We start from the raw sequence: 2,856 nt of genomic DNA, 5'->3' as shown, positions 1-2,856 counted from the left end.
GCGGACATGCGAAGCCACTCGCACCCCGCGGTGGATCACTTCCAGGGTCTCCGCCGTCAGGTGCACGTCTACCTGTTGATGCACCAGCGCGTACGGCACGCTGTAGTAGTGCCGCTCCATTTCGATGTGATAGTCGAGGTTGACGCGGGTGGTCTTCCATTCGCCGAACTGGTAGCGCGTGGCCGGCAACGGCTTCAGCGCCGGCCGGTCCAATTGCGCGAACAGGCTGGCGCGGTTGCCTTCGCGTTTGCGGAACGGACGCTGGTTGAGCCGCACCAGCAGCTCGGCAATGGCCTGGTTGGCCTCCTCCAGAGAAAAGAACTTGCGTTTGCGCAAGGCGGCGACAATCCAGCGTTGCACGACCTGAACCCCCACTTCCGCTTTGGCCTTGTCCCTGGCCCGATAGGGTCGCGCCGGAATGATCGCCGCGCCGTAGTGCTCACCCAGGTCACGGTAGGTGGGATTCAGATCCGGCTCGTAATAGCTGGGATGCGTGACGGCCGACTTCAAGTTGTCCGGCACCACCACCGCAGCCACGCCCCCGAAATACTCGAACGCCCGGGTATGAGACCCGATCCAGTTCCGCAGATCCTGCCCCGCCGTGGCCTCGGCGAAGGTGTAGCTGCTGGCGCCCAGCACCGCCACGAATATGGCAGCGAGCTGGACTTCGCCGCTCCGCGGATCGTAAATCGGAAGGGTGGCGCCGGCGTAATCCACGAACATCTTTTCCCCAGCCCGGTGTTCTTGCCGCAACACCAGGTCCAGGGTCCTCAACCATCGCCGGTAGAGATCGCAAAACCGGCTGTAGCCGTAGCCTTCCGGGTGGCTCTCGCGTCCTTCCTGCCAGACCAGTTGCAGCGTCAGGTCCGCATGCCTCTGCAGCTCCTGGTGGATCTGAGTCCAGTCCGGCTCCGGATGCTTTCGCCAAACGGCGGACGCGGGCCGCTGCGGAAACAGCGTTTGCTCGACCTGCCGGTCATCCCAGTTCTCCGGCAGCGGCCACTTCAATCCCGCCGCTTGGGCAGCGGATACGTACTCGTGGACGGTGCTTTGGGAGATGCAACAACTGCGGGCGATCTGATGCTGGCTCAGTCCGAGGGAATGGAGCCGCAGAACTTCTTTCAACTTGCGCATGGTCAGCCTCTTCTGTGGCAACGGGGATCCTCCACCTACCAGTGGACCATCCGCCGCCAGGGCTGCCTTGCGCCGCCGTTCCAATCCGATGCCGATCACCGTTCCGAACTACAACCGTAAGACTGATCGGCTTCCGTTCGGAATACTGATCGGCATCACTTCGGAATCGTGATCGACATCAGTTCGGAACCCTGATCGGCATCCCTCGGAATCCGCAGCTAGTTAACCGGTGGCATCAATCCACCGATTCCGAAGGACACCGAGGTGTTGCGTTTCTCCTAAATCCAGCCAACGAAATCCTTTTGGGAAATTCCATTCACACCCAAACGCTGACTCTCAGCCGTCTCCGCGCGATCGAAGGACGCGTCGCAGTGGTGCGAGCAGCCAACAGTGGCATCTCTGCAGTGATAGACCCCAACGGCCGCGTCAGGAGCGTTCTGCGCGGCCGAAGTGGATCTGCCATCAACGAGCCTGGGTTGCTAACGAACCGAATCCCATTAGACGACCGCCGCGGCACATTTTACGCGCTGCACGGTGATTGGTTCGCAATTGTTTGCGTGTTCACTTTTCTAGCTCTGAGCCTGCTAGCGCTCCGCACATGTTTTCGGCCAGTAAGGCCTAGAGGAGGACTTCAATGACCCCAGGTGTAATTCGGCGCGAACTGCGACGTGTTCTAACGGGCGTACCATATAATAGCATTTCCCATCTCTATCGCTACCTTGCCTCAACAACACCGCCGCCGCGATTCGGTGCCGCCTGCGTGTGGCAAGCCCTCGAATTGGCACGCCGACTAAATGCCGCGGGTCTAGGTGACATCCGCTGTCTTCGTCACCACCGCCACGCCGCGATCGTCGCTACAGTGGACCGCACACCATTCCTGCTCGATCCCTACCTCATGCACCTTGAGCCACTGAATCTAACGTCTCTTGCGGTGTGTAGACGACACTGCAGTCCCGCTTATCCGATTTGCACTTTTCCCGACGGCACACGAACAGCGAGTGTCTTTGAAGCCAAGTACAATGCCCGTCGCAAAACTGTTCTCCTCAAGTATCATCGCTTCGACGCTACTCGACGTGAGTTCCTGACGCAGAACAGATTCCTGTTGCAGCTTGATCGACCCGTTGGTGAAATCCCAGCGGAAGCGGAGATATTACCACTCTTCTTTGATCCGGAGCAGACAACACTGTCAATCCGAACAATCGATCCGTGGAAAGAGGAGGTTCTCCAGCTCAGATATCCAATTTCACAATATCACGGTGACCGCTACATAACCGAGACTCGCCTTATACTCACTACGAACGATGGAAGAGTGATCAGCTATGATGAACGCACTCCGTTTGAGGCTGCGCTGTCAGGGATGTGTAGCAATATAGATTGCACCCGCCGGGAGCTTGTTTCCTTCGTGCTGGGCGGTGTGGAATTGTATGAAAAGCACGCGCCACAGCGAATAGTGTACCGGGCCGCATAACCTGCTGAACTGCCAAGCGCGATTTCTAGGGAGAGATACTCGTGACGATCGAACATTCACCAACCTCCCCACCGTCGTTCTTTATCGCGGGCACCATGCAAGGGTCGAGGCGTGGCATAGAAACGGCCGACCAGAGTTATAGACTAGCTGTCCGCCGGATCTTACAAGAGCGCTACCCGGATTGCACCGTACACTGTCCGCATGAGATCATGCAATCGAGTTTCGGTTCTCAGGTTGCCGGGATTCGGCAGTAT

The 2,856-nt window shown here is 58.4% G+C and carries 1 protein-coding gene; it reads right to left on the bottom strand.

Translation table 11 applies throughout. The annotated features are described in order from the left end of the window. A partial coding sequence (locus HY010_00970; protein ID MBI3474277.1) for an IS21 family transposase occupies window positions 1-1,134 on the bottom strand: 1,134 nt, incomplete at its 3' end. Window positions 1,135-2,856: the final 1,722 nt, after the last annotated feature.

The sequence above is a fragment of the Acidobacteriota bacterium genome (assembly GCA_016196065.1).
Lineage (GTDB): Bacteria > Acidobacteriota > Terriglobia > Terriglobales > Acidobacteriaceae > Acidiflorens.
This window is presented reverse-complemented; position numbering and strand designations above follow the sequence as displayed.